Consider the following 25,491-nt stretch of genomic DNA (forward strand, 5'->3'; position numbering starts at 1 on the left):
GTCCGCTAGTCGGCGGCGGGTCCGACGCCGAGCAGGCCTCGCACCACGGCCTCGGCGCCGGCCCGGCCCCAGAGGATCGAGTAGTGGTTGGTGTCCGGTACGAGGGTCGCGGCCACCACCCTGGCCGGATCCAGCCCGGCCGTGGCGATCCGCTCGCTGTCGTAGAGGCCCTGCGGCTCGTCGAGCAGTCCGCGCTCCGCCCACAGCAGCTCACCGGGGCAGGGCAGTCGGTGCACGGCAGCGGCTGCGTCCTGGTCCAGCAGGACCTGCTCGCCGTCGACCTGAACGGCCTCCGGTACACAGGCGGAACGCAGTTCGGGCTCGACGCCGACGAGATCGCGTTGGGTGTAGGCGTCGATGCCGTCCGACCAGTCGGCCTTGAAGGCCGGGTGCCGCTGCCAGAACGCGCGATAGGCCGCGCGGTCCGGAAAGGTCATCGACAGCCGCGCCAGTGCCGGGCCGAGCACCGCGGCCAGCGCGTCCTCGGACCGGACACCGTCGGGGAGCGGGAAGCTGACCGCTCCGTCGACCAGCAGCACGCGGCTGACGAGCTCCGGATGCCGCACGGCGGTCAAGGCCGTGATCCAGGCGCCCATGGAATGGCCGACGACGACGGTCGGCCCCAGGCCGAGCGCGCTGATCACGGCCGCCACGTCGTCCGCGTGCCGGGCCAGTCCGTACGGCCCGCCGACCGTACGGCTGGCCCCGCGCCCACGCAGGTCCGGCGCGATCAGAGTGGCCCGGCCGGCGAGCACGCGGGCGACCTCGAACCAGGCGAGGCCATGGGCGGTGATGCCGTGCACCGCGACGACGGTCGGGGCTCCGGGCACCGCTGCGGGCCAGCGGAGCACCGCCAAGTCCCCACCGGGGACGGGGACGGTCAGCTCTTCGGGGTGCTGCGGTGATGCGTTCACGCGGGGGTGCCTCCTGTGGGGCGGGCGCTGGGGGCACCGGCCCGGCCGGTGGCCCGGGCGGAGCGGACGGAACGGGCGGCGCGGATGCGGGCCGGCAGTCTGGCCAGGCCGCCGGGCAGCAGGTAGACCACGGCGACGAAGAGGCCGCCCAACAGGAACAACGGCTGGGAGAGCGGGACGCGCAGCACCGCGGGGAGGTCCGCGATCGCCTCCGAGTTGGCGAGGTCACCGAGCCGGTGGCCGGCCCAGGTGTAGATGACGCCGCCCAGCAACGGGCCCCAGCGCGTGCCGGATCCGCCGAGGACGACCATGACCAGCAGCGAGAGCGTCGCATCGGAGGTGGCGGCCTGCGGCGTGGCACCCCCGGTCAGCAGCAGGTAGACCACTCCGCCCACCGCGGCAAGGCCTCCGGCGAGGACGAAGGCGATCAACTTGTAGCCATAGGGCCGGAGGCCGAGCACCTCGACCCGGCGCTCGTTCTCCTTGATGCCCTCCCAGACCCTTCCGATCGGTGAGCCGACGGCCCAGTGGACGGCGGCCAGGGTGAGGACCAGGTAGGCGACGGCGAGCCAGTAGAGGTTGGCGGTGTTCTCGATGCCCAGGAAGGCGGAGGGCAGTTGCTCCGCCGGCGCGGACCGGCCCTCCTCGCCGCCGGTCATGCCACCCGGGTTGCGCTGGACGAGGATCGAACCGGCCTGCGCGAAGGCCAGGGTGACCATGGAGAACCCGATGCCGGTGACGCGGAGGCTGACCGAGCCGAGCAGCAGGGCCAGCGCGACCGCGCAGGCGACGCCGAAGAGAGCCGCCGCGACGAACGGCAGTCGGAGCTCCAGCATGGCGAGATCGGTGGCGTAGAGGCCGGTCGCGAAGTAGAGCGCGTGACCGAAGGAGAGCAGTCCGGTACGGCCGAGCAGGAGGTCGTAGCCGGTGGCGAGCGCCCCGTAGAGCAGGCACAGGGCGATGAGTTGGAGACTTCCGGGGCTGCCGAGCGGGCCGTCGAGCAATCCCGGAACGGGAAGCGCACTGTATGGGGCGACAAGGAACAGGATCAGCAGAGCGATCGGCCACCAGCGTAGCGCTCGGTGCACCGCTGTCGAGCGCTCGGTGATTGATTCACCTGTTCGAGGGATGGCGCGGACCTCCGCCGCCCGTCCAGAATGTCTCTCGGCAGGGCTGGTGTCAGTCCCCCCTGCCGAACCGGCCGCAGCGAGGTCGGCCGCGGTGCCATCGGTGCTCGTGTCGGGGGTCCAGTTGCTCACGCGAGCCTCCCGGTGAGTCCGCGGGGTCGTACGAGGAGCAGTACGGCCAGCAGGACGACGACCGAGAGGTCGCCGAGTCCCGCAGCGGTGTAGTAGTTGGCGAACTGCTGGACGAGGCCGACGCACACCGAGGCCACGGCCGCCCCGGTGACCGAGCCCATGCCACCCATCACGACGACGACGAAGGCGAAGATGAGCAGCCCGGTCCCCTGGCCGGGATTGACCGAACCGAAGTAGAGGCCGCCGAGGGCACCGCCGAGCGCGGCGGCGGCACCACCGATGGCGAAGACGAGCGAGAAGGCCTTGCGCACGTCGATGCCGAGCGCCGTGACCATCGCCCGGTCCTCGACGCCGGCCCGGACGATCAGCCCGTAGCGGGTACGGGCGAGGAACAACCGAAGAGCGAGCAGCAGCAACCCGGCCGCGGCCACCAGCACGAAACGGTTGACCGGGACGGTCGCACCGAGCAGGTGCCAGGTGCCGGAGAGCAGAGCCGGCTGTGGGAAGGGGCGGGCGTCCGCGCCCCAGACACCCATCAGGAGAGCGGGCACGGCCAGCCCGACGCCGACGGTGGCGAGGATCTGGTCCCGCGGGCGGCTGTAGAGCGGCCGGATCAGGAAGAACTCCAGCAGGACGGCAGCTGCCGTCCCCACCAGAGTGCCGAACGGCACCGCGAGCCAGAAGGGGAAGCCGGCCTCCGCGCCGGCCCACCAGGTCGCATAGGCGCCGATGGAGAGCAGGGCGCCGTGCGCGAAGTTGAGCACGTCCATCAGACCGAAGATCAACGAGAGGCCGGAGGCCACCAGGAAGTACAGCGCCCCCAGACCGAGTCCGGTACAGGAAAGGAGAACGATGGTGTCCATCAGGGGTTCACCTCCGGAGTGACAGGCGGGGCGGCCGGAGCCCGGCCGACCGGCGAGGGGTCGGTCGACGACGCCGGGGAGTCGGCGCCCGGCCGGTGGCTGCCGACACCCAGCAGGCGGCGGGCGGCTACCTCGTCGGCCAACAGCGCGGCGGTGTCACCCTGGTGGGCGGTGCGACCGTCGGCGAGGACGGCACAGGTGCCGGCCAGGCGGCGAACGAGGGCGAGGTTCTGCTCGACCAGGAGGACGGGAACGGCCTCGGCGGCCCGGGCCAGGACATCGGCCACCTCAGCGACGATCTTCGGCGCGAGGCCCTTGGTCGGCTCGTCGGCGATGATCAGCCGGTTCCGGTTGAGCAGGGTCCTGCCGATGGCCACCATCTGCTGCTGGCCACCCGAAAGTGTTCCGGCCAACTGGGCGGCCCGCTGCTTGAGTTCGGGAAACAGCTCATGGACGAGGCGGTAGGCGGGTTCGGCGTCCCGGTCCCGCTCGGCGAGACGCAGGTTCTCGGCGACCGTGAGGCCGGCGAAGATCCCACGGTCCTCGGGGGCGTACCCGATGCCCTGGCGGACCACGAGATGTGTAGGCAGAGAGGAGAGCTCAGTCCCGTCGAACCGGACGCTGCCGGTACGCGGCACGAGGCCCATCACGGCCTTGACCGTGGTGGTCTTGCCGGCACCGTTGCGCCCCAGAAGGGCGGTGACACCGGTCGACGCCACATCGAAGTCGACCCCGTGCAGGATGTGCAACCCGTCGATGACCACCCGCAGATCACGAACCGAGAGGAGGGAATCGGCCGGAGCCTGAGCAGCGGCGGTACCCGGGCCGCCGACGCCGGCACCGGCAGAAGCGAAGGGGACCGAGCCAGCTGAGCAGCCGGAGGAGGCGGTGGGGAAAGGAGAGTCGGTCACAGCGCCTCGCCCAGATAAGCCTGTTGGACGGTGGCGTCCGCCATCACTGCCTCCGGGGTGTCCAACGCGAGCAGCGTGCCATGGTGCATCACAGCAAGGCGGTCGGCCAGGCCGAGCAGGACGTCCATGTGGTGCTCCACCATCAGCACGGTGCGGCCGAGGTCGCGGTGCACCGAGCGGATCAGCGCGGTAAGGGCCGGCACCTCCTCCGCACTGACCCCGGCCATCGGCTCGTCCAGCAGGATGAGCCGGGGGTCGGAGACCAGCAGGACGGCGAGTTCGAGCTTGCGCTTCTCACCGTGGGACAGGGCACTCGCCAAGGTTCCCGCCCGATGGGCGAGTTCGGTGCGTTCCAGGGTCGCGGCCACCTGGTCCGCATAGCGGTCGGCGCGGCGCCAGAGCCGGTACGAGGCTCGCGGTCCGGCGGCCGCCTGCGCGGCCAGACGGACGTGGTCGGCCACCGTCATCCCCGGCCAGAGAGAGGAGGTCTGAAAGGTACGGCCGAGCCCGCGGCGCGCCCTGGCGTGGACGGCCTCGGCGGTGATGTCGGCGCCGTCGAGTTCCACTCTGCCCCGGCTCGCCGGGTAGATACCGGAGATCAGATTGAAGAGGGAGGTCTTCCCGGCGCCGTTGGGTCCGATGAAGGCGATGAACTCGCCTTCCCCGACCGAGAAGGAGACGTCCTCGACGATCGGAACCCCGCGGACGGACCAGCCGAGACCGGTCAGCCGCAGTACCGGCGCGGCCACGGTGGACGAAGCGGGACGGGACATGGTGATCAGCCCGCCATCGGGGTGACCGGGGGCGCCACCTCGTCCGCGGTCAGCGTCTTCTCCACCGACGGCTTGGCGGCCGCACCGGTACCGGTCAGCCGGACCTGGAACATCGGCTGGAGGAGCGCGTGGTCCTCGGCCCGCACCGTGGTCCGCCCCTTCACCCCGTCGAAGCTCCAACCCTCCAAGGCCTTCACCAGAGCCGACGTGTCCTCGGCGGAGCCGCGGTTGGCCTCCACCGCGTGGACGATCATCTGGGCGGCGGTGAACCCGTCCGGAGTGAAGATGTCGGACTTTCCGCCCGCGGCGGTGACGGCCTCGTCCATGGCCTTCTCCACCGGAGTGCCGGCGGCTCCGCCGAAGTAGTGGTTCAGAAAAGAGATCTTCTCGGCCGCCGATCCGAAGAGCGGATAGGACGCGGCGAGGTCGAGCCCGGTGACGACCTTGGTGTCGGCGAATACGTCCTGCTGGTTCAGCGCCGTCCACAGGGCCGACGAGGTGTCGCCGGCCCAGGCGACGAACAGCAGGTCGGGCTTGGCGGCCTTGGCCTGGGAGGCGAACGGGGTCAGGTCGGTCGCGCTCGGCGGGGCGAGGACCGAGTCGACGGTGGCACCCTGGCCTCCGAGCACCGCCTTGACGGCGGCCACGTTGGCCTGCCCGAACGCGTTGTCCTGAGCCAGCACGGCGACTTTCCTGCCCTTGGCGTCCCCGATGAACGAGGCCGCGGTCCTGATGTCCTGGTAGGACTGGCGGCCGGAACGGAAGGTGTACGCGTTCAACCCGGTGACCTTGTCGGCGGCGGCCGGTCCGCTGATGAAGAGCACCTTGTTCTGGGCTGCGATCGGTCCGACCTGGAGAGCGACGCCCGAGGCGGTGGAGCCGGCCAGGATCTTGTGGCCCTTGCCGATCAGGTCCTTGGCGGCCGACACCGCCTTGGCCGGGTCTCCCGCATCGTCCTGCTCCTCGAACTCGATCTTGTGTCCGTCGACCGCTCCGGTGCCCTTGGTCGCATAGGCCAGGCCGGCCTTGAAGCCCTCCAGGTACTGCTTGCCGTACGCGGCCAGCGGCCCGGTCCTGGAGTACACCAGGCCGACCTTGACCGCGCTCTTGGAACCGCCACCGTCCGCCGCCGTGGTGCCGGCGGTACCGGCCTTGGCACAGCCGGCCGCGAGCAGGACGCAGGCCGCGACGGCGGCGAGCTTGCGGCCCGGCCCACCCGAAGCGGCCGAGTCTGTGGAAGCACCGACGGCGGTCCTGGCGAGGGCTGTCGAGCTGGGCATGGTGACCGACTCCTGAAGGTGCGGCGGGGTGGATGCCGGAACCGTAGGTGCGGTGTGAAGGCTGCGACATGTGCCCGGGCGCCGTATCGGTGCGCCCGGATGTGGCCCAGGCCGCCATACCGCCGGACCGGATCCCGTCCATCAGCCGGTGGATGTGGGCGCGGGCCATGTGTCCGTACACATGCGTGGAGCCGGTCGCCATGGCCGGAGTGCCCCCCGCACGGTGACGGTGGTGGGGCGCGGCCCGGCGGGCATCCCGCTCCGCCCCTCCCGTCCTTTGCTCCCGTTCCCGCTCCCACGCCCGTTCCCGCTCCATTTCCCTCCTTCCACCCCTCCCCCTCATGAGGTGACCCTTTGGACAAGGTCCTGGAATCCGCCGCCGAAGCGGTCGGAGACATCCCCGACGGAGCCGTGCTGGCCGTCGGCGGCTTCGGCCTCTGCGGCATCCCCAGCACCCTGATCGGCGCCCTGGCCGCCACCCGCACCACCGGCCTGCACGTCGTCTCCAACAACTGCGGAGTGGACGACTGGGGGCTGGGCCTGCTGCTGCGGGCCGGCCGAATCGCCCGGACGATCTCTTCCTATGTCGGAGAGAACAAGGAGTTCGCCCGGCAGTACCTGTCCGGCGAGCTGGAGGTCGAACTGACCCCGCAGGGCACGCTCGCCGAGCGGTTGCGGGCCGGTGGCGCGGGCATCCCCGCGTTCTTCACCCCGGCCGGGGTCGGTACCCAGGTCGAGGAGGGCGGGCTGCCCTGGCGGTACGGGGCGGACGGTTCGGTGGCGCTGGCCTCGCCGCCGAAGGAGGTCAGGGAGTTCGGTGGCCGCCGCTACCTGCTGGAGGAGGCCATCACCGCCGACTTCGCGCTGGTCCGCGCCGAGGTGGCGGACCGGCACGGCAACTGCGTGTTCCACGCCGCCGCCCGCAATTTCAATCCGCTCTGCGCCGCGGCCGGCCGGATCACGCTGGTCGAGGCGGACCGGATCGTCGAGCCGGGCGCGCTGGGACCGGACGCCGTCCACCTGCCCGGGGTGTACGTCGACCGCGTGGTCCTCGCCGATCCCGACGACCGCCGCATCGAGCGCCGAACCGTCCTCACCGCACTCCAGGAGGCCTGATCGCGATGACCACCGAAACGTTCACCGCGCTGCCCGCCGGCACCGCCGCCACGCCCGCCGTCACGCCCACCCCCGCCCAGTCCGCCGCCGGGCCCACCACCGGCCGGGCGCTCGACGCGCGGAACGCACTCGCCGCGCGAGCCGCCCGGGAGCTCCGGGACGGGCAGTACGTCAATCTGGGCATCGGCCTGCCGACCTTGATCTCCAATCACCTCCCGCCGGGCGTCCATGTGGTGCTGCATTCGGAGAACGGCATCCTCGGCGTCGGCCCGTACCCAGTGGAGGGAGCCGAGGACCCCGATCTGATCAATGCGGGCAAGGAGACCGTGACGGTCGCCCCCGGTGCCTCGTACTTCGACTCGGCGTTCTCCTTCGGCATGATCCGCGCCGGTCGGATCGATGTCTCGGTACTCGGCGCGATGCAGGTGTCGGCCGCCGGCGATCTCGCCAACTGGATGATCCCGGGCAAGATGGTCAAGGGCATGGGCGGCGCCATGGATCTCGTGCACGGCGCCCGACGACTGATCGTGGTCATGGAGCACACCGCCAGGGACGGCTCTCCGAAGATCGTCGAGCAGCTTTCGCTTCCGGCCACCGGTCGGGGAGTTGTCGACCGCATCGTCACCGACCTGGCCGTCATCGACGTCACCCGCGACGGGCTGCGCCTGGTCGAAACGGCCCCGGGCGTGTCGTTCGACGAGGTCCGAGCGGCGACCGGGCCCGGCCTGTTGCCGCCGCTTCCCGACCCGTCCCCCTCCGCCGGCCGCGTCGAGGCGTCACGCGAGCCGTCACGCTAGCCGTCCCGCGAGCCGCCCGGGGCCTGAGCCAAGGGCCCGAAACGAGGGCCCACCGCAAAGCCCCGGGCCGAAAGCCCGACCGAAGGCCGGACAGTCCGTACGGAGGTCCGGCCTTCGCGTATCCATTCGATCAATTCGCAGCACTCGGCGGGCGATTCCCCTTCCCCTAACACCAACCAGGGTCATATGGCCGGGAATCGTCATATCTTCACTCTCGCGCAATGATCATTTATCGGATCGGTTGCGATCACGTCAACGCTCCGGGAGAGTTGGGGCAGTCGAGGATCCCGTGCACCCCGAAGGGGAGTCCGGAGAACACGCCGGGATCTCGCATTCGAAGTAGCCGTGTATGTGTGCGACATAATCGATCGTATACGTTGCAATGATTGACGGACCGGAGACTGACTGGAAACAGCCCAGTTGACCGGGCGGTGCTCTGCTTCGAAAGCCAGGCTCCGGGGGGAGCGGTCGTCCACAGCGCACAGGTCGCGGCGCAGGGCACTGGATCGCATACCTCCGGTCGGAGCACGCACGAACGAGTCGGCCCGGACGGCCGGCCACGGGGGGAGCCACACATGATCAAGCTGTTCTCACGCACCATGCAGGCAGAGCCGCCCGGTCACCCCCCGGCCACACCCGCCGCCCCGCACCAGCACACCACTCCGCCTCCACGGGCCACTCCACCCCCGCCCCCACGCACCCGCGACAGCACCCCCGACAGCACCTCCGACAGGACCTCCGACAGGACCTCCGCGACCGCGATCGGCGATGGCCTGGGCTCCATATCCGTCCCCGAAGCCCCCTACGACTACGCCCACTTCAGCCGCCTCGCCGGCCCGGCCACCACCCCGGGAGGCAGCGAAACCGCCGACGCCGAGGACGCCCCCGCCCGCTACCGCGTCCAGTACCGCAGCCTGCTGCGCCGGGAGCCGCACCGGCTCCGGGCCGCCCTGCTCCTGCTGGCCGCCCCGGCGGTGGAGTCGGTGCTGCTGGTCTGGTTACTGCTCCCCGACCACTGGCCGGTCCGGCCGGGCGAGACGCACTCCTGGCTGCTGGTCGCCGACAAGGCGATGGTCACGATCATCGCGGTCGTCGAGGTGTTCCGGCTGGTCAACGTCGTCTCCAACACGCACGCCACGCTGGTCGCCCGAGACCCCGTCCCGGTCACGCCCGAGTCGGGCACCCGGGTCGCGTTCCTCACCACCTGCGTGCCGGGCAAGGAACCGCCGGAGATGGTGCGCAGGACACTGACCGCCGCGCTCGCCGTCCGGCACGACGGCCCGTACGACGTCTGGCTGCTCGACGAGGGAAACGATCCTGCGATGCGCGCGCTCTGCGCCCACCTCGGTGCGCGGCACTTCAGCCGGCGCGGCATCGAGCCCTGGAACCAGCCCAAGGGTCGGTTTCGCGCCAGGACCAAGCACGGCAACTACAACAGCTGGCTCCAGGCCCACGGCGCCGCCTACGACTTCTGGGTGGCGGTGGACACCGATCACGTCCCGCTGCCCGAGTTCGGCGAACGGATGCTGGGGTACTTCCGGGATCCGGACGTGGCGTTCGTGGTCGGCCCGCAGGTCTACGGGAACTACCGCAGCTCGGGTTCGGCGGTCACCAAGTTCTCGGAGAGCCAGCAGTTCCTCTTCCACGCACTGATCCAGCGGGCGGGGAACCGCTACGGCGCACCGATGTTCGTCGGCACCAACAACGCGGTGCGGATCAGCGCGCTGCAGTCGATCGGCGGGCTGTACGACTCGATCACCGAGGACATGGCGACCGGGCTGGAGTTCCACCGCCGTCGCAACCCGGACACCGGCGCGCGCTGGAAGTCGGTGTACACCCCGGACGTGCTGGCGGTCGGCGAAGGGCCGTCCTCCTGGACGGACTTCTTCTCCCAGCAGCTCCGCTGGAGCCGGGGCACCTACGAGACGCTGCTGACCCAGTACTGGCGCGCGGCCTGGCGGCTGTCGCCCGGCCGGCTGCTCAACTACACGCTGATGGTCTGCTTCTACCCGATGGCGGCGCTGACCTGGCTGCTCGGCGGGGTGTCGAGCGTGCTCTACCTGGGCTTCGGGGCGTCGGGGGTCCACGTCTCCTCGGAGATCTGGATGATGCTGTACAGCGACGCGGCCGCTCTCCAGGTGCTGCTCTACACCTGGAACCGCAAGCACAATGTGAGCCCGCACGAGCCGGCCGGGTCCTCCGGCGTGGCGGGCATGGTGATGTCGGCCCTCTGCGGGCCGATCTATGCAGCATCGTTCCTGCAAGCGCTGCTTCGCCTCCGAAGCCGCTTCATCGTGACGCCGAAGGGCCGCTCGGCCAGCCCCGACCGGGTGGCGACGTTCCGCGTCCACCTGTTCTGGACGCTGGTGTTCGGCGGAGCGATCGCGGCCTCCTTCTTCACCGGCCACGACCACGTCGCCATGCGCACCTGGGCGTTCCTGGCGCTGCTGCTCAGCCTGTTGCCGATGCTCGTGCTGGCTGCCGACGCGATCCGTCGCAGGCGGGCCCGGCCGACCTCGACCCTCTCCGTCACCGGCGCCGCGAGCACGACACCGCCCGGCCGCACGGTGGCCACCCCAGTCACTCCGACGATCCCCGCCACCCCGACCGTGCCGCCCCAGGGCCGGTCCGGGCCTCCCACCGGCGGAGCCCGCACCACCTGGGCCCGCACCACGGAAGCCTCCACCACCGGAGCCCCCACCGCACCAGCCGCCACCGCCCGTTGAGCCAGCACCGCAAAGCCCGCACCACAGACCCCGCACCACAGACCCCGCGCCGCAAAGCCCGCGCCGTCCGACCCGCAGCAGGAGGGGACCGACCACCGTGAAGATCCGCAACGCCGGCCGCACCAGGCGCTTCGCCCTCGGCAGCACGGTCGCACTGACCGTGGCCGGGATGAACGCGCCGGCCGTGCTCGGCTTCGCCAACGAGCAGTACCACCAGTACGCGATCAACCGCCCGGAGTACAAGGCCGAGTACGGCCACTGGCAGACCGTCGTCCTCCCCGCCGAGTTCCGGATCAACGCCGTCCATGCCAGCCTGCTGCGCACCGGCAAGGTCCTGATCATCGCCGGTTCCGGGAACGACCGACGGAGCTTCGACGCGGGCTCGTTCAAGAGCCTGCTCTGGGACCCGGTCGCGAACACCTACCAGCGGATCCCGACCCCGGCCGACATGTTCTGCGGCGGCCACACCGCCCTCCCCGACGGCCGGCTGCTGGTGGCCGGTGGCACGCTGCGCTACGAGGCGCTGGACGGCACCGTGAAGAAGGCGGCCGGCACCATGCGGGTGCGCAACGAGAACCCGGAGGCCGCGCACACCTTCCCCAAGGGCACGGTGTTCACCGCCCCCGGCGGACACCCGTACGTGTCCACCGCCGAGGTGACCGTCCCGGCCGCGGTGAAGACCGGCTCCGGCGACCGGACCGTCGTGACCGCCGGCGAGCAGCACGTGTTCGTGGAGGCGGTGGAGCCGGGCGGCGGGTCCGTCGTGAACGCCCCCGCCCAGTACACGATCAAGGGCCTGACCGGGGCCGACGCCCGCAACCTCTACGGCATGGCCGACCGGATGACCCTGGAGAAGCAGGACTTCCAGGGCATCCGCTCCGCCTTCGAGTTCAACCCGGACACCGAGCTGTACGAGCAGGTCACCGACATGGCGTACGCCCGCTGGTACCCGACGCTCACCGGGCTCGGCGACGGGCGGGTGGTCACCGTCTCCGGGCTGGACGACACCGGGCAGATCCTCGGCGGCAACGACAACGAGATCTACGACCCGGCCCGGAAGACCTGGTCGAAGGCGCCCGACCGCTACTTCCCGACCTACCCGTCGCTCTTCCTGACCGCCTCCGGCAAGCTCTTCTACTCCGGCTCCAACGCGGGCTACGGCCCGGCGGACAAGGGCCGCGACCCCGGGCTCTGGGACCTGAAGGACAACAGCTTCCAGCCGGTCCCGGGCCTGCGCGACCCCGCCCTCACCGAGACCTCGTCCTCCGTCCTGCTGCCGCCCGCCCAGGCGCAGAAGGTCATGGTGCTCGGCGGCGGGGGCGTCGGCGAGTCACCGCTCTCCACCGCCCGTACCGACATCGCCGATCTCTCCGCCGCGAAGCCCGCCTTCGCTCCGGGACCGGACCTGCCCGCCGGCGGCACCCGCTACCTCAACAGCGTGATCCTGCCGAACGACACCGTGTTCACCACCGGCGGCTCGCGCGACTACCGCGGCAAGCACCGGAGCGACCTGCTCAAGTCGCAGGTCTACCACCCGGACACCAACACCTTCAGCACCGCCGCCGAGCCGACCGTCGGACGGAACTACCACTCGGAGGCGCTCCTGCTGCCCGACGGCCGGGTGGTGGTCCTGGGCTCCGACCCGCTCTTCGCCGACAAGGCCGACACCGAGCCGGGCACCTTCGAGCAGCGGGTCGAGATCTACACGCCGCCGTACCTGTTCCACGGCGAGCGACCGCAGCTGACCGACGCACCCGCCACCGCGAAGCTCGGCGGCACCGTCACGGTGAGCACGCCGAAGCCGGACGGCGTCGCCACCGCCAAGCTGATCCGGCCGAGTTCGGTCACCCATGCGACCGACGTCGGGCAGCGCTCGGTGGCGCTGGACATCGGCACGCGCTCGGCCGGCGGCGTCGCGCTCACCCTGCCCGGCAACCCCGACCTGCTGCCGGCCGGCTGGTACATGCTGTTCGTGACGGACGCGGCCGGCACCCCGTCGGTCGCCCGCTGGATCCGAGTGACCGCCTGACGGTCGCAGCCACCGCCACCGCCACCGCGACCGCCACCGCCACCGCCACCGCCACCGCGGCTACGCTCCCCCGCGCGCCAGCCCCAGGGCGTACGGCAGCCAGAACTCGCCCGCCCGGGGCTCGCCCCGGCCGCACTCGCCGTCGGACTCGCCGGGGTTCTTGATCCACAGGTAGGCGTCGACGCCGGGCCGGCCGGTGTCGACGGTGGGCGGCTCGCCGAGCGCGCGGCCGGGCGGGTTGCACCAGGCCTCGCCGCTCAGGGGGCCGTTGCCGTTGCGGCTGGTGTCGATGACGAAGTGCTTCCCGCCCAGCGCGGCGGAGAGCTCCGTGCCGTACGCCGCGTTCCGGTCGGTGCTGTAGAAGTTGGAGACGTTCACGGTGAAGCCGTCCGCCACCGCGACACCGGACTTGCTCAGGGCCTCGGCCATCGCCGACCGGTCCTGCACCCAACCGGGGTTGCCCGCGTCCAGGTAGACCCGGACCTGCGGACGCTTCTTCAACTCCTGGACGGCGAAGGCCAGCAGACCGTACCGCTCGGCGGCGTCGGCGCCCTTGACCCCGCAGGTGTCCAGGGTGTGCGCGACGGCGTCCGGCTCCAGCACCACCCAGGCCTTGCGGTCGCCCAGCGCCTCCGCCACGCCGGTGATCCAGGAGCGGTAGGACGCGGCGTCGGTCGCGCCGCCGGCCGAGTACTGGCCGCAGTCGCGGTGCGGGATGTTGTACGCGACGAAGACCGGGGTGCGGTCCGCCTCGGCGGCCCGGCGGCTCACCTGCTCGACGATGCCCCTGGCCGCCTGGTCGCCGAGCCACTGCGAGGAGGGCTGGGCGGCGATCCTGGCGAGGGTGTCGGCCTCGGCCGTCCGGCCCTGACCGCGCAGGGTGACGAGTTGCTGGAAGGCGGACGTCCGGTCGGAGACGTAGAACGTCTGGCCCGGCAGCTGGGCGGGCCCGGAGCCGGACGAACCGCCGCCCGGCGCCGCGGACCCGCTCGGTGCGGGAACCATACCCGAACCGGCACGGGACCCGGCACCCGAACCGCTCCCCGGACCACCGGCCGAACTTCCGCCGGCGCAGCCCGCCGCGCCTGCCGTCAGTCCCAGCACCGCCGCCCCCGCGGCCAGCCGGAACCCCACCCCTCGCCCTACCCGGCGCACGTACCGCCCCTCCCAGACCCGGTCCGGCGACCAGGTCGGCACCCAGCTTCGCACACCGGGTACCGACCGACGTCCGGGGTCGGTGAACAACGGGCGGCGGCCGCGAGTGGACGGGGTGTCAGCCCGCCGCCGGCGGCGCGGTCCCGCGCTCGGGTGCGGGTCAGCCCTGCTTCAGGTTCGGCACCTGCCAGTCGATCGGGTCGACGCCGAAGCCGTCCAGCGCCTCGTTGATCTGCGAGAACGGACGGCTGCCGAAGAACAGCTTGGCGGAGAGCGGCGACGGGTGGGCGCCCTGGACCACCACGTGCTTCGTGGTGTCGATCAGCGGCAGCTTCTTCTTGGCGTAGTTGCCCCAGAGCACGAAGACCACCGGCTCCTCACGCGCGCTCACCGCCTTGATCACCGCGTCGGTGAACTTCTCCCAGCCCTTGGCCTTGTGCGAGTTGGCCTCGTGCGCGCGCACCGTGAGCACCGCGTTGAGCAGCAGGACGCCCTGCTCGGCCCAGTGCATCAGGTAGCCGTTGTCCGGAGCGGGGATGCCCAGGTCGGCGTCCAGCTCCTTGAAGATGTTGCGCAGCGACGGCGGCGTCCTGGTGCCCGGCAGCACGGAGAAGCTCATGCCGTGGGCCTGGCCGTCGTCGTGGTACGGGTCCTGCCCGAGGACCAGCACCCGGACCTTCTCGTACGGCGTGGCCTCCAGGGCCGAGAACTCCTGCCCGCTCGGCGGGAAGACCTGGTGCTGCGCGCGCTCCGCCGCCACGAAGGCCGCCAGCTCGGCGAAGTACGGCTGCTCCGCCTCGGCACCCAGCACCTCGCGCCAGGCCTCCGGCAGCTCCAGCCCGCCGGCCGCTCCGGCCTCGACCGCTTCCGTCTCGCCCACGCCTGCCTCGACCGTGTCCGTCACGACATCAACCTCCCACCGGACGGCCGCTCACCGCCGCACCGCCCCGACCACCGGCGTACCGCGGCCCATGCGCCGCACGCCCTCTTTCCACACCGAACGCTACACAGCCCCACCGACAACTCACTCCGCCGCGGCCACCGGAGCATCCGCGGCCACGCCGGCCGCCGGAGCCACCGGACCATCCACGGCCACGCCGGCCACGCCGGCCACCGGAGCATCCGCGGCCACGCCGGCCGCCGGAGCCGGCTCGCCCGCCGCCGCCCGCCCCACCCGAAGGTGCTCGACCACGTTCAGCGCCACCACCAGCACCGCCAGCACCGCCAACACCACGATCGCCGACAGCCGCACCATCACCGGCATCAGGCCCAGCACCACCACCGCGGCCACGATCCGGGTGGTCGACACCGCGCGGAACATCATCCACCGGGTGTAGCCGAAGGTCAGCAGGTACAGCCCGCAGCCCCCGTACAGCAGCGCCACCGAGCCCGCGCCGAGCGCCTGCCGCGGGTCGGCCACCGTCTCGCCGAAGCCGACCGCGACCGCGATCACCCCGGCCACCAGCGCCAGGTGTCCGTACTGGAACACCCGGCGGATCACGTCCCGGCGCGAGTCGGCGACGGTCACGGCGTGCCGCATGGCGTCCGCCGCGTAGACGAAGTACTGCCACCAGAGCCCGCAGGAGATGGTGAACGCCGCCGCCACCGCCGCCAGTTCGGCCGCGTCGAGGCGGACGGCGGCGGCCGTGGCACCGATCCCGACGATCGACTCGCCGAGCGCCACCAGCAGGAACAGCGCGAACCGCTCCGGCATGTGCGACGGGTGGTACGCCACCTTCGCCAGCCGGTTGCGGAACAGCACCGGACCGGACAGGTCGCAGAGCGCGCCCAGCGCCCAGAGCACCGTCCGCGGCCCCTCCGGCAGCAGCCCGCCCACGAACAGCAGCGGCCCGCTGACCAGCACGCCCACCCCGTACGGACCGCGCCAGACGCCCGGGACGCGGATCAGCAGCACCAGCAGCACCACCCGGGCCGCCCAGTACCCGGCGCCGAGCAGCACGCCCCGGCCCTCGTAGGCGCCGGGCACGGCCAGCGCCATGAAGAGGCCGGCCAGTCCGACGGCGAGGATGCCGAGCCGGTCCCTGGGGGTGTCCACGTCGCGGATGTTGGCCTGCACGGTGGTGCCCACCCAGCACCAGTACACCGGGACGAAGACCACCAGCGCCCGCGCGACCCCGCCCCAGTCGTGATGGTGGTGCAGCAGGCCGGAGACCTGGGTGATCGCGAAGACGAAGACCAGGTCAAAATAGAGCTCCGCCCAGGTCACCCGCTTCTCGTCGATGAACTCCCCCACCGAACTCATCCCGCCCCCTCGTCCGCATACGCAACAGGCGCACGCAACAGACGGGCCCCGCCGCGGCCGTCGGCCGGGGCGGGGCCCGCAACATCAGAGCAGAGGCTAGACCAGGTCGACCAGGTCCGCGATCGACTGGACGACGCGGGTCGGCCGGTACGGGAAGCGCTCCACGTCGGAGGCGGCGGTGAGACCGGTGAGCACCAGGATGGTCTCCATGCCGGCCTCCATGCCCGCCACGATGTCGGTGTCCATCCGGTCGCCGATCATCACGGCGGTCTCCGAGTGGGCACCGGCCGTGTTCAGCGCCTCGCGCATCATCAGCGGGTTGGGCTTGCCGACGAAGTACGGCTCGACGCCGGTCGCCTTGGTGATCAGTGCCGCGACCGACCCGGTGGCCGGCAGCACGCCCTCGGTGGACGGACCGGTCTCGTCCGGGTTGGTGCAGATGAAGCGGGCACCCGCGTTGATCAGGCGGATCGCCTTGGTGAGCGCCTCGAAGCTGTAGGTGCGGGTCTCGCCGAGGACGACGTAGTCCGGGTTGTTGTCGGTCAGCACGTAGCCCGCCTGGTACAGCGCGGTGGTGAGGCCCGCCTCGCCGATCACGTACGCGGTGCCGCCCGGGCGCTGGCCCTTGAGGAACTTCGCGGTGGCCAGGGCCGAGGTCCAGATGCACTCCTCCGGCACCTCCAGGCCCATGCCGGCCAGGCGGGCGCTGAGGTCGCGCGGGGTGTAGATCGAGTTGTTGGTGAGCACCAGGAAGGGCTTGCCGGACTCCCGCAGCCGGCGCAGGAACTCCTCCGCGCCGGGGATCGGCGTGCCCTCGTGGATGAGGACCCCGTCCATGTCGGTCAGCCAGGACTCGATGGGCTTGCGGTCTGCCACGTGCGTGTCTCCCGAAGTCTTGCAACGTCTTGCGATGGTCGTACGAAATCTGCGGCGCACCGCCGTCACCGTTGCGCCTCCCACCGGCCGGACCCTCCTCGGGACACCGGACCGCCGGGGGTACTGCTGGCTGCCCCAACGGGGCACAGCCTAATCCGCACACCAGCCCGACGGCAGTACGTCCCGCCCACCGGAACGTCCCACGGGGCGGGGCGGGGCGCCGCGCGGAGCACCCGGCGGGGTTCCCCGGCCGGCCCCGGACGCGCGCCCCCGGCCGCCCCCGCTCGGCAACCCGCCCGGCACCCCGCGCGGGAGCCACACCCAACACCCTTGCCTCAAAGGCTCCTTAAGCCGCCCCTAACCGCTCTGATCGCCCCTCAGCACGCCCGCGCCACCGGGCTAGCGTGAACGCCACCACCCTCACCCCGCTCCCTCGAAGGAGTCCCCTCACCATGTCCGTGCGCCGCCGTCTCCCCGCCGCCGTCCTCACCCTCGCCGCCGCAGGCCTCACCGTCGGGCTCGGCGGCGGCCCCGCCGCCGCGCACGGGTCGATGCAGAACCCGCTCAGCCGGATCGAGGGCTGCTACCTGGAGGGCGCCGAGCACCCGAAGTCGGCGGCCTGCCAGGCGGCCGTGGCCACCGGGGGCACGGCCGCCCTGTACGACTGGATGAGCCTGCGGATCGGAGACGCCGCCGGGCGCCACCGCGAGCTCATCCCGGACGGCCGGCTGTGCAGCGCGGGCTCGGAGACGTACAAGGGCCTGGACCTGCCGCGCGCCGACTGGCCCGCCACGAACCTCGTCGCCGGGTCGGACTACACCTTCCGCTACCGCGCGACCGCCCCGCACCGGGGCACCTTCCAACTCTTCGTCACCAACGCCAGCTACTCCCCGACCAAGCCGCTGACCTGGGCGAACCTGGAGCCCCAGCCCTTCCTCACGGTCACCGACCCGCAGCTGACGGACGGCTCCTACGTAATGCCCGGCAAGGTGCCGGCGGGGAGGACCGGGCGCCAGCTGATCTACGCGATCTGGCAGCGCTCGGACAGCCCGGAGGCGTTCTACTCCTGCTCGGACGTGGTCTTCGACGGCTCCGGGACCGCACCCACCACGACGCCCACGACGGCGCCCGTGCCGGGTGGCGCGACCGGCTCCGGCGGAGCCACGGCCACCGGCCCGGCGTCCGGACACCCCGCCGGGCACGACCACACCACCGCCCCGGCCACCGCCACCGCCCCGGCCACCGCGGCCACCACCCCCGCACCGGTGGCCGCCGCCACCGCCCCCACCTCGTCGGCCCCCGCCGCAGCCGCCCCCGCGACACCGCCCACGCAGGCCGCCCCGCAGCTCCCCGTACCCGCCGCCGTGCCCACCCCCGCACCCACCTCCGCGCCCGAGCACCTCGCCCAGACCGGTTCGGACCGCTCGCTCGGCATCCTGGCCTCGATCGGCTCCGCCTTCCTCCTCGCCGGTGCCACCGTCGCCGTCGTCCACCGCCAGCGCCGCCGCACCCCCGGTGCCCACGCCCGCTGAACCCCGAGCCCGCTGAACCCCGCGCGCGAAGCACCCGCGCCCGCCTGCACCGACGCCCGCCGAACCCGCCACCGGCCGCACCGCCACCCGCTCACCGCCACCAGCTCACCGCCGCCGCACCGAAACCGGGGCCAATCGGGCACACCGTGGTTGAGTAAGGCGCATGAGCCCCTCCTCGCGCCCTCTCCGCCACCACGACGGTCCCTTCCGTGTCGGCCTGATCGGCTACGGCCTGGCCGGCTCCGCCTTCCATGCCCCGCTGATCGCCACCACCCCCGGGCTCCGGCTGGACGCGGTGGTCACCGCCAACCCCGACCGCCGCGCCCAGCTGCACCGGGAGCACCCCGGCGCCCGCGCCGTCGACACGCCGGAGCAGTTGCTCGCCGATCCGGACGCGCTCGACCTGATCGTGATCGCCTCGCCCAACCGCACCCACGCCCCGCTCGCCCGGGCCGCGCTGCGCGCCGGGCTGGCGACGGTCGTCGACAAGCCGCTGGCCGCCACCGCCGCGGACGCGCTGGAGCTCTGCACGCTGGCGCGGGAGCAGGACGTCCTGCTCTCCGTCTTCCAGAACCGGCGCTGGGACGGCGACTTCCTCACCGCCGCCCGACTGGTCCGCGAGGGCGCGCTCGGCCGGGTGCACCGCTTCGAGTCCCGGTTCGAGCGGTTCCGCCCGAAGCCCAAGGCGGGCTGGCGCGAGCTGGCCGACCCGGCCGAGGTCGGCGGCACGCTGTACGACCTGGGCAGCCACCTGGTCGACCAGGCACTCACCCTGTTCGGCCCGGTCGAGACGGTCTACGCCGAGATCGACGTCCGCCGGGACGGCGCGGTGGTCGACGACGACGCCTTCCTCGCCCTCACCCACGCCTCGGGCACCCGCTCCCACCTGTGGACCAGCGCCATCACCCCGCTCGTCGGCCCCCGGCTGCGGGTGCTCGGCGACACCGCCGGGTACGTGAAGTCCGGCATGGACCCGCAGGAGGCCGACCTCCGGGCCGGCCACCGCCCGGACGGCACCGGCCGCGACGGGGCGCCGTGGGGCGCCGACCAGCCGTCCCGGTACGGCACTCTCGGCACCGACGAGTCCGCGACCACCCTGGCCACCGACCCGGGCGACTACCCCGCCTTCTACGCGGGCGTCGCCGCCGCCCTGGCCACCCCCGGCACCCCGCCGCCGGTCGACCCGCAGGACGCCGTCGCCACCCTCACCGTCCTGGAGGCCGCCCGCACCTCGGCCGCCACCGGTACGACCGTCCGGCTCGACTGACCTGCTCCGGGGCTCCGCTCCGCCGAGGCCCGGACGAGAACGAGGAGGAGCGGAGCCCGGAGCCGTGGGACGGCCGCCCGGTCAGCCGGCCACCCGGTCAGATCCCGATGACCTCGACCGCCGAACCCAGCCCCCGGAAGTCCGCCACGTTGCGCGTGTAGAGCGGCAGCCCGTGCGCGGAGGCCACGGCCGCGATCATCAGGTCGATCCGGCGCGGGCGCGGCTGGCGCCCGGCGGCGATGGTCAGCGTGACCAGCGTGCCGTACCGGGCGGCGGCGGCCGCGTCGAACGGCAGCGGGTCGAAGTCGGCCATCGCCGCACCCAGCACCTCCAGCCGCGCCGCCCGGCTCACCGCGTCCCGGGCCATCGAGACGCCCTGCTGGAGCTCGGCGAAGGTGATCGCGGTCAGCTCGGGCACGGCCGGCAGCTCGGCCGGGTTGAGCAGGGCCAGGTCGATGTAGACGCAGGTGTCCAGCACCCCGGCCGGCCGCCGCCGGGACGCCCTGCGCCGCTCAGCCACGCCGCCGCTCGAACGGGTCGTCGCCCTCGTCCCCCACCAGCTCCTCGGGCCCGAAGTACTCCTCGGCCTCCTTGCGCATCTGCTGGTAGTCCACCCGCGGCAGCTTGACGTGCCGCGCCACCAGCTCCTCCGCCGTGAGCCGCCGCCGCTCCGCGACCGGCCGCAGCTCGGCGACCTCGACCCCGTTCCTGGTGATGTGGAAGGTCTCCCCCGCCTCCACCGCGTCCATCACCGCGGCGGAGTTGTTCCGGAACTCCCGCTGGGTAATCGTCTTCATCCTTCCAAGGTAGCCCCGCGTAGCACCCCTGGCTACGGCGCGGGAATCGGCAATCGTCCGCGCACGCAAAGGTGGTGCGTTAACGTCCGACCATCGACTCATCGCACAGAGGGGGCTCTGGATGACCGACACCACCGAGGCGAGGCAGAATCCCTGGCTCTACGGCCAGGACGCCCCGCCGCCGCCCTCCGCACCGGGCACTGTCGGCGGTACCGGCCCGTGGTCGAGTGCCGCACCGGCGGGTACCCCGTTACGCGTCGAACCGGACGCTCTCCGGCAGGCCGCAGGCGTCTCGCGGCGCCTCCAGGGCGAACTGAGGTACTCCGTCGGTCAGGTCGAACCGGACACCGCCGCCGCCGTCCAGGTCCTGGCCGGCGGCTGGGGCTCGGGGGCCGCGCTGGGGCAGGTCCTCGCCTGGTGGAAGGCCCGCTGGACCAGCCTGGACAACCGCCTCGGCCTGACCGCCGACCGCCTGGAGGCCACCGCCGCCGGCTACCGCGCCGCCGACAGCGCCGCCGCCGACCCGTTCAAGGCGCAGTAGCCGTGGTGACCTTCGCGCAACTGCGCCACACCGCCCTGGAACCGCTGGACCGGGCCGGCGACACCTGGAACAGCGTCTCCGGCCACGTGGAACAGATCGGCGCCCAGGTGCGGTCCGGAATCCTCCAGCCCCTCACCGGCGCCGGGCCGTACGCGTTCTCCCCCGCCGGGCATCGTCCCTGGACCGGGGCCGCCGCCGACGAGGCAGCCCGGGAGATCGGACTCCTGGCCGAGGAACTCAGCGCCTTCCACTACGAGGCACTGGCCGTCACCGCCGTCCTGCGCCGCGCCAAGTCGTCCTTCGCCGAGGCCGGGCAGAACCTGCTCCGGGCGATCGCGGACGCCGAGGCCTTGGGCGCGACCGTGGCCGAGGACGGCACGGCCACGCTCCCCGCCCTCCCGGCGGAGGAACGCAACGACCCCGACTCGATCGCCTACCGGCAGCGGAAGTGGAACGAGCTGCAGGGCCACGTCGACGCGATGCGCAGGGCGGTGGCGGCGGCCACCGAGGCCGACGCGACGGCGGCCGCCGCCCTGCGCGCGATCAACCCCGACGAGGTCGACCCCGCGACCCACCCGAACGCCGTACGGGACGCCCGGGCCGACGTGATGGGTGCGGTGGGCATGCCGAAGGACCGCAGGGACGTGCCGGCCTGGTGGGCGACGGTCGACCCCGCCGTTCGAGCACAGCTCATGGAGATGACCCCGGCGGCGCTGGTCGAGGCGGGGGTGCTGGATCCGACGTACCGGTGGCGCGCGCCCGATGACGGCTCGGGCCCGTTCAACGTCCGGGAGCCCGGCGGGGACGAGCTGAGGATCGCGGCGATGGCCCAGGGGCTCGCCGCCGCCGGGACGTTCTCCGGCCGGGAGGACGCGGCGCGTCACATGCAGCACTACCTCGACGGGACCGGTCGACCGCTGACGGTGGACGTGGATCGCATGCTGCGGGACGACCCGGATTTTCGGACGCACATCGAGGGGTTGCTGGCCAGGAGTGACGGCGCCTGGCGAAGGACTGCCCTGGAGGCCTATCGGAAGGCGGGGGGCGCCCCGGTCGCCGTTCCCGTGGAAACGGCCCGCAACGCGAGGAACGACTACACGTTCGACCAGCGCACGCAACCGAACTGGTTCACGGCGGTGGGGAGCCAGGCCTGTGTCGTCTCGGGCCTCGTCACCGTGAAGGCCGGACCGGACGGGAGCCCCGTGGTCTCCATGCAGTACCAGGTCAACGTCTGGGACCGGTACAACTGGGACAAGAACAAGTCGACCGACATCGCAGGCATGAACATCACCGACCAGGACATGGCCAAGCTGCACCAGAGCGGCTTGGCCCAGGAGTACGACATCAGGGGCCGGAGCGCCGCGTCGACCCGGACCGTGGGGGACGGGGCTCCCCTCGAACCCGCCGACACCGGTACACGACCTGCCGGCCAGGACGGCACCCTTGCCGACCCGGGCAGGCAACCGCGATGAGCGTCTCCCCCGGGCGGAAGCGGAGGCGGCCCCGCGTCCTCGTCGTGCTAGCGCTGACTGTCGCGGCGGTGGCAGCGACCCTCCTCGGGCTCTCGCTGTGGATGTCCTCCGCAGCGGAACGAGGGGCGGACTGGGATCCGGGCGTCGCCTCCTCACAGGTCACCGACTTCGCCCGGCTGCCCGTTCCCGCCTCGGCCGTCGACGTCCACTGGGGGTACCAGAACGGGCTTCAGGACGACTTGGCCGTGCTCTCCTTCCGGCTGCCGCAGGACGAGGTGGAGAGGTTCGCTGCGGGGCTCGGGGTCGGGGCGTGGACCGAGGGCGGCCATGTGGACAGCCCTGCTCTGACCGGCTTCCGTCAGGTCGGTGCGCCTGATCCCACGGGATCGGTCCCCCTGCGGGAAGGGAGCTTCGAGTCGCTGCCGCCCGGGCACGAGGCCGTCGCCACCACCGTCTGGCTCGCGTCGACGGCCGACGGGTTCGCACAGGTTTGGGTGTACGCCGTGAACATGGCCTGACCCCAGGGGTCCGGGCGTCGTACCATCGTCCTCAACGTCTGACAGTCGGTACGTCCGGAGCGCGGGAGAGGAGCACGCCGTGGGATTGGTGGCGATGCTGCTCGGGCTGCTCCGGGTGCTGACCGGGGAGGTGCTCACCGAAGGTGGGACGCTGACCTCGGTGGCCGCCACCGCGGCCGTGGTGCTGCTGGCCGGGGCGGTCGCGGGGACGCTGGTCGCCGCGCGGCTGCTGGGCGCGCGGGCGCCGGCCGCCGTGCGGGACGGGACGCTGCGGCGTCGCGCGTTCCGGACGGCCTTCCTCCCGCAGCGCGATCCCGATGCCCGGGGCAGGCGACGCCCCAGGGCGCCGGGCGCGGCCCCGGCGGCCGCGTAACCACCCCTTTCCCCACCGCCGTTCCACGCGGCCGCCCTCCGCCGATCACTCATGTCCCGAGACGCTGAGACCCCGGAGGGCTCGCTCCACCATGTCCGTTTTCGCAGTGCTCGACCCGGCCGTCGGCCTGGCCCACGATGTCGTCGCCACCCTTGCCCAGCTGATGCCCACGGCGGCGGCGATCGTCCTGTTCACCGTCGGCGTCCGACTCGCCCTGCACCCGTTGGCGCGGGCGGCGGCGCGCGGGGAGAAGTCCCGGGCGCGGCTCGCGCCGAAGATCGCCGAGCTGAACCGCAAGCACAAGGGCCGGCCGGAGAAGCTCCAGGCCGCGCTCGCCGAGCTGTACCGGGAGGAGAAGGCCTCGCCGTTCGCGGGGTGCCTGCCGATGCTGGTGCAGATCCCGTTCTTCTCGGTGATGTACCGGCTGTTCACCACCCCGAACGACCTGCTCGGCCACAAGCTGTTCGGTGTCCCGCTCGGCCTGCACGTGGGCGGCGCGCAGGGCGTCGCGCAGTGGGTGGTGTTCGGCGCGCTGTACGCGGGGCTGGCCGCCGTGGCGTTCGTCAACTTCCGCCGGGCCCGTCGGGCGCAGGCGGCCGCTCCCCAGCAGGCCGCGCAGCCCGGGCTGAGGTTCCTGCCGTTCCTGTCCTTCGGCACCGTGCTGTTCGCCGCGCTGGTGCCGCTGGCCGCCGCCGTCTACCTGCTGACCACGACCACCTGGTCCGCCGCCGAGCGCGGCTGGCTGCACCGGGGCGCGGGCGCGCCGGTGCCGGCGGTGGCCCTGATCTGAGCTGACCCGGGGGCTCCGCGGCCCGCACGGGTTCGGCGGCGGGTGGGCGACCACCCGCCGCCGGGATCAGGCGCGGAGCAGGTTGCCGATCACCGCGCGGGCGATCGTCGCGGGGTCCTCCCCGGACCGGTCGGCCAGGCTCCCGCTGTTCCACAGCTGGGCGAAGCCGTGCACGATCGACCAGGCCGCCAGCCTGAGCTCGCCCTCCACCGCGCGTTCCGGGGCGGACGCCGCGAGCGCGGCGGCCAGGGCCTGGCCGGCGCGGCTCCGGGCGGCGGCCACGTGCGGGTCGTCGGGGTGGTAGAGGCCGGGTTCGAACATCACCGTGAAGTGGGCGCGGTGCCCGACGGCGAACCGGACGTAGGCGATCCCCGCCTCCATCAGGTCCGGACCGGCGGCGCGCACGGCGTCGGCGAGGAGTTCGTACCCCTGGGCGGCGAGTTCGGTGAGCAGTCCCGCCTTGTCGCCGAAGTGGTGGGCGGGGGCGGCGTGGGAGACGCCCGCACGGCGGGCCAGCTCGCGCAGGCTCAGCGCGGCGGGCCCGCTCTGCTCGATGGCCTCGGCGGCGGCGGCGAGCAGGGCGTTCCTCAGGTCACCGTGGTGATAGGGCTGGGCAGACATGCTCCGATCATAACTTGTCATTGACAAGATGCGCGGGCCGCACCTAACTTGATGGTGTCAAGATGCCCTGTGCCGCAGGGCACCGTCCCCATCCTCGGAGGCCGAGATGGAACCGTTGATCGCCCTTGTCGCCGGATTCCTGGCAGCCCGCCTGGCCGGTCTGGCGGGTGTGGACATGCTCGACGGCTGGCACCCCGCCCTGAAGGTCGGGCTCGCCGCGATGTTCCTGCTCACCGCGTCCGCCCACTTCGTCCCGCGGCTGCGGGCCAAGCTCCTCGCCATGGTCCCGCCCGGCCTGCCCCGCCCGGAGCTGCTGGTGACCCTGACCGGCCTGCTGGAACTCGCGGGCGCCCTGCTGGTCCTCGTCCCGGCGACGTCCCGGTGGGCGGCCGGCGCCCTGATCCTGATGATGATCGCCATGTTCCCGGCGAACGTCTCCGCCGCCCGGCGCCGACTGCCCGGCGTCACCCCGCTGGGGCTCCGCACCGCACTGCAGGTGCTGTTCGTCGCGGCCGCCACCCTGACCTTCGCGGGCTGACCCCCAGGGCCACCTACGTGCCGGAGCCCCGCCCCGTGGCGGGGCTCCGGCGTGTGGCGGGGCTCCGGCGTGTGGCGGGG

General features: G+C 72.6%; 25 protein-coding genes. 12 read left to right on the forward strand and 13 right to left on the reverse strand.

The annotated features are described in order from the left end of the window. Positions 1-5: 5 nt before the first annotated feature. From ACWDRR_RS29525 to ACWDRR_RS29550, 6 genes are all read right to left on the reverse strand, one after another. Positions 6-914: an alpha/beta fold hydrolase gene (locus ACWDRR_RS29525; RefSeq protein ID WP_449775287.1), complete on the reverse strand. Its 909-nt coding sequence runs from the start codon at positions 912-914 to the stop codon at positions 6-8. After that, complete coding sequence (locus tag ACWDRR_RS29530) at positions 911-2,002, reverse strand: branched-chain amino acid ABC transporter permease (RefSeq protein WP_449775288.1); 1,092 nt, start codon at positions 2,000-2,002, stop codon at positions 911-913. The genes ACWDRR_RS29525 and ACWDRR_RS29530 overlap by 4 nt, the downstream gene beginning before the upstream one ends. A gap of 167 nt (positions 2,003-2,169) precedes the next feature. Next, positions 2,170-3,036 (reverse strand): branched-chain amino acid ABC transporter permease, encoded by an 867-nt coding sequence (locus ACWDRR_RS29535; protein ID WP_449775289.1) that lies wholly within the window; start codon positions 3,034-3,036, stop codon positions 2,170-2,172. After that, positions 3,036-3,800 carry an ABC transporter ATP-binding protein gene (locus ACWDRR_RS29540; RefSeq protein ID WP_449775290.1) on the reverse strand — a complete coding sequence of 255 codons (765 nt, stop codon included), beginning with the start codon at positions 3,798-3,800 and terminating at the stop codon, positions 3,036-3,038. The genes ACWDRR_RS29535 and ACWDRR_RS29540 overlap by 1 nt, the downstream gene beginning before the upstream one ends. Before the next feature lie 143 nt (positions 3,801-3,943). Next, a complete protein-coding gene (locus tag ACWDRR_RS29545; RefSeq protein WP_449775291.1) occupies positions 3,944-4,720 on the reverse strand; it encodes an ABC transporter ATP-binding protein in 777 nt (258 codons plus the stop codon). A 5-nt stretch (positions 4,721-4,725) separates the two neighbouring features. Next, complete coding sequence (locus tag ACWDRR_RS29550; protein ID WP_449775292.1) at positions 4,726-6,000, reverse strand: substrate-binding domain-containing protein; 1,275 nt, start codon at positions 5,998-6,000, stop codon at positions 4,726-4,728. A gap of 354 nt (positions 6,001-6,354) precedes the next feature. On the opposite strand from ACWDRR_RS29550, the gene ACWDRR_RS29555 reads away from it, so the two are divergent. From ACWDRR_RS29555 to ACWDRR_RS29570, 4 genes are all read left to right on the forward strand, one after another. Further along, positions 6,355-7,116 carry a CoA transferase subunit A gene (locus ACWDRR_RS29555; RefSeq protein ID WP_449775293.1) on the forward strand — a complete coding sequence of 254 codons (762 nt, stop codon included), beginning with the start codon at positions 6,355-6,357 and terminating at the stop codon, positions 7,114-7,116. A 5-nt stretch (positions 7,117-7,121) separates the two neighbouring features. Then, positions 7,122-7,913, forward strand: a complete 792-nt coding sequence (locus ACWDRR_RS29560) for a 3-oxoacid CoA-transferase subunit B (protein ID WP_449775294.1) — start codon at positions 7,122-7,124, stop codon at positions 7,911-7,913. A gap of 575 nt (positions 7,914-8,488) precedes the next feature. Further along, positions 8,489-10,639: a glycosyltransferase family 2 protein gene (locus ACWDRR_RS29565; protein WP_449775295.1), complete on the forward strand. Its 2,151-nt coding sequence runs from the start codon at positions 8,489-8,491 to the stop codon at positions 10,637-10,639. Between the two features lie 97 nt (positions 10,640-10,736). Further along, positions 10,737-12,668 (forward strand): galactose oxidase-like domain-containing protein, encoded by a 1,932-nt coding sequence (locus ACWDRR_RS29570; protein ID WP_449775296.1) that lies wholly within the window; start codon positions 10,737-10,739, stop codon positions 12,666-12,668. A gap of 60 nt (positions 12,669-12,728) precedes the next feature. On the opposite strand, the gene ACWDRR_RS29575 is transcribed toward ACWDRR_RS29570, so the two are convergent. The 4 genes from ACWDRR_RS29575 to ACWDRR_RS29590 form a co-directional block, all read right to left on the reverse strand. Next, positions 12,729-13,673 (reverse strand): glycoside hydrolase family 6 protein, encoded by a 945-nt coding sequence (locus tag ACWDRR_RS29575; RefSeq protein ID WP_449775297.1) that lies wholly within the window; start codon positions 13,671-13,673, stop codon positions 12,729-12,731. Positions 13,674-13,983: 310 nt separating this feature from the next. Beyond that, positions 13,984-14,661, reverse strand: coding sequence for a uracil-DNA glycosylase (locus ACWDRR_RS29580; RefSeq protein WP_449775327.1), 678 nt, complete (start codon positions 14,659-14,661; stop codon positions 13,984-13,986). A 186-nt stretch (positions 14,662-14,847) separates the two neighbouring features. Beyond that, a complete protein-coding gene (locus tag ACWDRR_RS29585; RefSeq protein WP_449775298.1) occupies positions 14,848-16,086 on the reverse strand; it encodes a low temperature requirement protein A in 1,239 nt (412 codons plus the stop codon). 96 nt (positions 16,087-16,182) lie between these two features. Beyond that, on the reverse strand, positions 16,183-16,962 hold the full coding sequence (locus ACWDRR_RS29590; protein ID WP_449775299.1) for an HAD-IIA family hydrolase: 780 nt from the start codon (positions 16,960-16,962) through the stop codon (positions 16,183-16,185). Positions 16,963-17,414: 452 nt separating this feature from the next. Here ACWDRR_RS29590 and ACWDRR_RS29595 point away from each other — a divergent pair, with 452 nt between their 5' ends. Both ACWDRR_RS29595 and ACWDRR_RS29600 read left to right on the forward strand, forming a co-directional pair. After that, a complete protein-coding gene (locus tag ACWDRR_RS29595; protein ID WP_449775300.1) occupies positions 17,415-18,494 on the forward strand; it encodes a lytic polysaccharide monooxygenase auxiliary activity family 9 protein in 1,080 nt (359 codons plus the stop codon). Positions 18,495-18,657: 163 nt separating this feature from the next. Further along, positions 18,658-19,761, forward strand: a complete 1,104-nt coding sequence (locus ACWDRR_RS29600; protein WP_449775301.1) for a Gfo/Idh/MocA family oxidoreductase — start codon at positions 18,658-18,660, stop codon at positions 19,759-19,761. Positions 19,762-19,858: 97 nt separating this feature from the next. Here the strand turns inward: ACWDRR_RS29600 and ACWDRR_RS29605 are convergent, their stop codons facing one another. Next, positions 19,859-20,281, reverse strand: a complete 423-nt coding sequence (locus ACWDRR_RS29605) for a PIN domain-containing protein (RefSeq protein ID WP_449775302.1) — start codon at positions 20,279-20,281, stop codon at positions 19,859-19,861. Further along, positions 20,274-20,558 (reverse strand): type II toxin-antitoxin system Phd/YefM family antitoxin, encoded by a 285-nt coding sequence (locus tag ACWDRR_RS29610; protein WP_380575388.1) that lies wholly within the window; start codon positions 20,556-20,558, stop codon positions 20,274-20,276. The genes ACWDRR_RS29605 and ACWDRR_RS29610 overlap by 8 nt, the downstream gene beginning before the upstream one ends. Before the next feature lie 121 nt (positions 20,559-20,679). On the opposite strand from ACWDRR_RS29610, the gene ACWDRR_RS29615 reads away from it, so the two are divergent. The 5 genes from ACWDRR_RS29615 to ACWDRR_RS29635 all read left to right on the forward strand — a co-directional run bounded on the left by ACWDRR_RS29615 (position 20,680) and on the right by ACWDRR_RS29635 (position 24,252). Continuing rightward, positions 20,680-21,099: a hypothetical protein gene (locus ACWDRR_RS29615; protein ID WP_449775303.1), complete on the forward strand. Its 420-nt coding sequence runs from the start codon at positions 20,680-20,682 to the stop codon at positions 21,097-21,099. Between the two features lie 2 nt (positions 21,100-21,101). Next, positions 21,102-22,571: a hypothetical protein gene (locus tag ACWDRR_RS29620; RefSeq protein ID WP_449775304.1), complete on the forward strand. Its 1,470-nt coding sequence runs from the start codon at positions 21,102-21,104 to the stop codon at positions 22,569-22,571. A gap of 68 nt (positions 22,572-22,639) precedes the next feature. After that, positions 22,640-23,089: a hypothetical protein gene (locus ACWDRR_RS29625; RefSeq protein ID WP_449775305.1), complete on the forward strand. Its 450-nt coding sequence runs from the start codon at positions 22,640-22,642 to the stop codon at positions 23,087-23,089. 79 nt (positions 23,090-23,168) lie between these two features. Continuing rightward, positions 23,169-23,462: a DUF6412 domain-containing protein gene (locus tag ACWDRR_RS29630; protein ID WP_387881189.1), complete on the forward strand. Its 294-nt coding sequence runs from the start codon at positions 23,169-23,171 to the stop codon at positions 23,460-23,462. A 91-nt stretch (positions 23,463-23,553) separates the two neighbouring features. Continuing rightward, positions 23,554-24,252 carry a YidC/Oxa1 family membrane protein insertase gene (locus ACWDRR_RS29635; RefSeq protein ID WP_449775306.1) on the forward strand — a complete coding sequence of 233 codons (699 nt, stop codon included), beginning with the start codon at positions 23,554-23,556 and terminating at the stop codon, positions 24,250-24,252. Between the two features lie 66 nt (positions 24,253-24,318). Here the strand turns inward: ACWDRR_RS29635 and ACWDRR_RS29640 are convergent, their stop codons facing one another. Further along, complete coding sequence (locus ACWDRR_RS29640; RefSeq protein WP_449775307.1) at positions 24,319-24,873, reverse strand: TetR/AcrR family transcriptional regulator; 555 nt, start codon at positions 24,871-24,873, stop codon at positions 24,319-24,321. A 106-nt stretch (positions 24,874-24,979) separates the two neighbouring features. Between ACWDRR_RS29640 and ACWDRR_RS29645 the strand changes: the two genes are divergently transcribed. Then, entirely contained in the window at positions 24,980-25,411 is a 432-nt protein-coding gene (locus ACWDRR_RS29645) for a DoxX family protein (RefSeq protein WP_449775308.1), read from the forward strand. Positions 25,412-25,491 lie beyond the last annotated feature (80 nt).

It is taken from the genome of Kitasatospora sp. NPDC003701, assembly GCF_053587085.1.